4 protein-coding genes and 2 pseudogenes are annotated in these 4527 nt (G+C 64.9%); 4 read left to right on the top strand and 2 right to left on the bottom strand.

The window, feature by feature from the left end; translation table 11 throughout:
- Positions 1-213 (bottom strand): ParB N-terminal domain-containing protein (locus J3S89_RS02030; protein WP_217925811.1); only part of this gene is annotated, 213 nt, incomplete at its 3' end.
- Positions 214-546: 333 nt separating this feature from the next.
- Here J3S89_RS02030 and J3S89_RS02025 point away from each other — a divergent pair.
- The 4 genes and pseudogenes from J3S89_RS02025 (at position 547) to J3S89_RS02010 (ending at position 2722) form a co-directional block, all read left to right on the top strand.
- The gene (locus J3S89_RS02025; RefSeq protein WP_217925810.1) at positions 547-897 is read left to right on the top strand and encodes an antitoxin Xre/MbcA/ParS toxin-binding domain-containing protein; all 351 of its coding nucleotides are present in this window, start codon (positions 547-549) and stop codon (positions 895-897) included.
- Between the two features lie 5 nt (positions 898-902).
- Entirely contained in the window at positions 903-1412 is a 510-nt protein-coding gene (locus tag J3S89_RS02020) for an RES family NAD+ phosphorylase (RefSeq protein WP_217925812.1), read from the top strand.
- A gap of 90 nt (positions 1413-1502) precedes the next feature.
- Positions 1503-1775 (top strand): annotated as a pseudogene (locus J3S89_RS02015) (BrnA antitoxin family protein).
- 164 nt (positions 1776-1939) lie between these two features.
- Complete coding sequence (locus tag J3S89_RS02010) at positions 1940-2722, top strand: HNH endonuclease signature motif containing protein (RefSeq protein ID WP_217925809.1); 783 nt, start codon at positions 1940-1942, stop codon at positions 2720-2722.
- 93 nt (positions 2723-2815) lie between these two features.
- Here J3S89_RS02010 and J3S89_RS02005 read toward each other — a convergent pair.
- Positions 2816-4527 (bottom strand): annotated as a pseudogene (locus J3S89_RS02005) (lactate dehydrogenase); the annotation flags it as partial.

The following is a 4527-nucleotide window of genomic DNA, read 5'->3' as shown; positions in this document are numbered from 1 at the left end:
GGCGGCGATCGCCTGGGCGACGCGGCGATGTCCGGCGTCGATGACCCAACCGTTGCCGCCGTCGCGCTGCGGCGAGACGATCGGCGGCTGGATGATGCCGACGGCCCGGATGGTCGCGAGCAACAGCACATCGGCCTGCGGGCTCGACTGGGTCCGACGCATCCGGTCGGGGTTCTCGACGAGCGCGCGGGGATCGACCTTGACGATCTGCATGGGGGAAGCTCCTTCATCGGGTTGCCGGGCTCGCGGTCCGCGAACCCTTTCTCGTCTTCTCATCCGAAGACCCCCACGACCCGGCGGAGCGGTCGGGGCGGGGCAACCGCGGCGGAGCGGCCCTGCCCGGCAGGCCGAGCGGGGCGTGAAGCGCCCTGCGACGAGACGGCGGGCCGGGATCGCGATCGCGGCGGTTGAGCGCCAGCGGCGCCGAACCGGCCGATCCGCGAGGAGGGTTTCCTTCCCTTTTCTCGTTCTCACCTCTTCACATTGAAACACGCGGATTTTGACGCTATATTGCGTCTATCAGATCGGCACCGGAAGGCAGAGCACATGGGCTTGGTTCAGTACGCCGAGGGCGGCTTCTTCGCTCCACGCAAGATCGCGACGGCTCTGCGGACGACGAGCGAGGATGTCGCTCGAACCGCAGGTCTCGGTCGGGATGCCGTTCAGCGTGTCGCTCGGATCCGCTCCGACAAGACCCAGCGACGACTGCGCGAGATGGTCGAGGTTCTGAACAAGGTCGAACCGCGGTTCGGGTCGGCCCTGCTCGCCTATGCCTGGTATCGCTCCGAGCCGCTTGCCGGGTTCTCCGGGCAGACGGCGATGCAGCTCGTCCGCAGTGGGCGGGCCGACGAGGTGCTCGACTACGTCGACGCCGTGGACGCCGGCGTCCACGCCTGATGTCGATCTCCTACCGTGGCAAGCTCTACCGGGCTCTGAACCCGATCCACGCCCGCGAACCGCTTTCCGGTCGCGGGGCAGCCCTCTACGGGGGGCGGTTCAATCCCAAGGGCACACCGGCACTCTATGCCTCGCTCTCTCCTGTGACGGCTTTGCGCGAGGCCAATCAGGTCGGCAACCTTCAGCCGACGACGCTGGTCGCCTACGATGCCGAGATCGAAGCGATCTTCGATGCGCGTGATCCTGCGGCACTCGCCAGCGAAGGAAACGATCCGGCGGCCCTCGCCGCGCCGACGTGGCGTGACGAGATGAAGGCGACCGGCGAGGCACGCACACAGGGCTTCGCCCGCCGCTTGATCACGGCAGGTTTCCAGGGGCTGTTGGTGCGAAGCTTCGCCGCGGGCATGGGCGACGACGACCTCAACCTCGTGCTGTGGCGCTGGGGCGATGTCGCCCCTGCCCGTCTCGTCCTGATCGACGACGAAGGCAGGCTTTCCGGCGACGTTCGCCGCTGATGGCCGACGCGGCCTTCGACGACCCGGGGAGCAGAGAGTAAGATCCGAGGGATCCCACATCCGACATGAGCCGATGGGAGGGGGGCACCCATGGCCAAGAAATATCAGCCTGCGCCCGAGTTCCGCTCCGAAGCGGAAGAAAGGGCCTATTGGGAAAGCCACGATTCCGTCGACCACATCGACTGGAGCAAGGCTGCACGTGTGCGTCTTCCGAACATGAAGCCGTCTTCGACTTCGATCTCGTAGAGATTGCCGAATGCGCTTCTGGAGCGGATCAAGATCGCCGCCAACAAGCGCGACGTGCCGTATCAGTCGCTCATCAGGACTTGGCTGGCCGAAAAGCTCGATGCCCCAGCGAAGTGATGGGATCCCGTTGTACGGACAGTAGCAATAGCGAGGATCAATTTTGCGAGTTTCTATTGCTCAACCAACTGTTTCGCCTGGAAGCAGCGGCAGTTCGCTCCGATCCTGGCGCCCGAGACCGTCAAGCTCGACCGCATCGTCTCTTTTGTGGGCCGGAGGGCGCCATGGCTGAGCCGTCCCTCCCGACGATCAAGCGGCTCTTCATCGAGTCAGGACGTCGATGCGCCTTTCCGGGGTGCGAAACGCCGCTCGTCCTCGAGAGCGGGGAGATCATCGGCGAGATCTGTCACATCAGGGCCCGCAATGCGCGCGGGCCGCGCCATGACCGCAACCAGAGCGAAGCACAGCGGCAAGGCTATGACAATCTATTGCTGCTTTGCCCTACGCATCACCGCGTCATCGACGCCCAGCCTGCGGCCTACACCGTCGGGGTGTTGCAGGAGATGAAGGCGCAGGCCATAGCGAACCTCGACGGTCCCGAGCGCCCTTCGGACAGGATTTTCGCGGGAGGACTGTTGGGGAAGCTGCGTGATGTGGTCATCAACGACAACCAAGGCAATATTGCGATCAACAGCCCCGGGGCCATTCAGGCGGGAACCCTGGTCGTCAAGTCCACGCGGGGGACGACAAAGATCAATCCGCCACCCGGATCGATCGGCGCCGATGGCGATGCGCGGCGATATGTGAAACATCTCATCGAACGCTATATCGAGTTCGCGAAAAGCGATACCTCCCGGACCGGTCAGTTCAAGCCTGCGGTCATCTACGCGACCATCAAACGGGAGTTCGGGTCGCAATGGGAACTGGTCAGCCGTGATCGCTTCGCAGACCTCTGCGCATATCTCCAGCAGAGCATCGCGAAGACGCGCCTCGGCAGAAGCAATGCAGCGAAAGGTCATGCACTTTATTCGAGCTTTGAAGCGTTCAAGCTCAAGCACGGGAAATAGGACCACGGCAATAAAGTTGTCGATCCATTCCGGCGATATTAATCGCCCGCTTTGAGTCGACTGACGTCAACGCCACCGCTTCAGCATTCCTCGTCAAGCGGCCAACATCGGCGCTCCTTCCACCTCCGCCGCCAGCGTCCTCTCGATGTCAGCGAGTTGCCGCCGCTTGTCCGCGAGATCCTCGGCGAAGGCGAACGTCCCGCCCTGTCGCGACTGGTAGGAGGCGAGACGGCCCTTCGCCTCGTCGCACCGGCGACGCTGCCGTTCCCGCTCCTCCTCGAAGCCGGAGACCGCATGCTCGAGCCGGGCAATCGCCCCGAGCGGCGTGACGGTCAGCGGCAGCTCGACCTCGTGGTCGGCGCCGGTCCTGAGCAACATGATCGTGGTGCGGAAACCATCCCCCCCGAACCGCTCGCCACGGAACTCCACATCGAAGCCGCCGATCGAGGCGATGACGGTGTCGCCCTCCTGCCGAAGCTGGACGAGGGTGAGGATCTCCTTCATCAGCGCGCGGCCGGCGGCCTTGCGCTCGGTGAAGACCTCCCCCGCCACCATCATGGCGAACGCATCGCCGGCCGTCGGCACCAGACGAGCGATGTCCTCACCGATTTCGGCGATGCGGCGGGTCGCCTGCTCGACGTCGCGCTCGGCATCGCGGATCTGCCGACGGACGGAGAACTGGTCGTCGTCGTGGGCGGCGCGCAGACGTTCCAATCGTGCGATGTCCGCCTCGAGCCCGGCCTTCTGCATCAGGCGTTGGTCGCCGGAGGCAATCGCCTTGGCCATGGCGAACTGATTGGCCTGCCCTTCGCCGAGATCCTCCAGCTTGCGGATCGAGGTATCGCCGGAGAGTGCCGCGCCGATGAAGCGGGCCTTGCGCTCGTTGTTCTGCCACATGGTGGCGTCGAGTGATCCCTCGGTCGCGTAGGCATAGATGTCGATCTCGTCGTGCTGATTGCCCTGCCGAACGATCCGCCCCTCACGCTGCTCGATCTGGGAGGGGAGCCAAGGCACGTCGAGGTGATGGAGCGCCGTCAGTCGGAGCTGGGCGTTGACCCCAGTTCCCATCGTCTCCGAACTGCCGATCAGTAAACGGACCCTGCCGGCGCGCACGTCACCGAACAGGCGCTGCTTCGCCTCCGACTTCTTGTAGTCCTGCATGAAGGCGATTTCGGCGGCCGGCACGCCGAGACGCACGAGTTCATCACGGATCCAGCGGTAGGCCGAGAAGCCACGGGTCTTCTCCACCGCGATCGTGCCGAGGTCGGAGAAGATCATCTGCGCAGCGCCGGCGAGCTCGTAAGGCTTGCCGTCGGGGCGGACGTAGGCATTCTCCCCCGTCTCCCGCCAGATGCGGAAGGCGTTGGCGACGAGGAGGTTGAGCTTGTTCTCCGGCTCGTCGTCGTTGTCGGGATCGACGAGGCGCAGATCGATCGCCGCGTGCCGGCCGTCGGTGATGACCGAAAGCAGGATGTCGTCGCCGGGCTCGGCCGGACGGTCACGCTCTTCGATCGCCTTGATCCGAGCATCGAGCACCGTCTGGTAGCGCTTGAAGGCCGCCGTCGGCTTGGCGGTCAGGATCTGCCGCTTGCCCGTCGTGATCGCCGGCACTTTCACGTACCGTCGCAGGTCCTCGGGCAGCACGACGTCGGCGAAGGACCGGAACATCGCGATCAGCTCGGGCACGTTGACGAAGCTCGCGAACCGGCTCACCGGCTTGTATCGGCCGGAGGGCTGGAGTTCGAGTTCGGTGGTGGTGTCACCGAAGGTCGAGGCCCAGGCGTCGAACTCGTGGAGACCCCGTG

It is taken from the genome of Pinisolibacter aquiterrae, from assembly GCF_019160155.1.
Taxonomy (GTDB): Bacteria; Pseudomonadota; Alphaproteobacteria; order Rhizobiales; family Ancalomicrobiaceae; genus Pinisolibacter; species Pinisolibacter aquiterrae.
This window is presented reverse-complemented; position numbering and strand designations above follow the sequence as displayed.

Excerpts from the sequence above, each read along its gene's own strand:
- J3S89_RS02010 (WP_217925809.1), top strand. The coding sequence starts at position 1,940 with ATGGCTGAGCCGTCCCTCCCGACGATCAAGCGGCTCTTCATCGAGTCA.
- J3S89_RS02025 (WP_217925810.1), top strand. The coding sequence starts at position 547 with ATGGGCTTGGTTCAGTACGCCGAGGGCGGCTTCTTCGCTCCACGCAAG.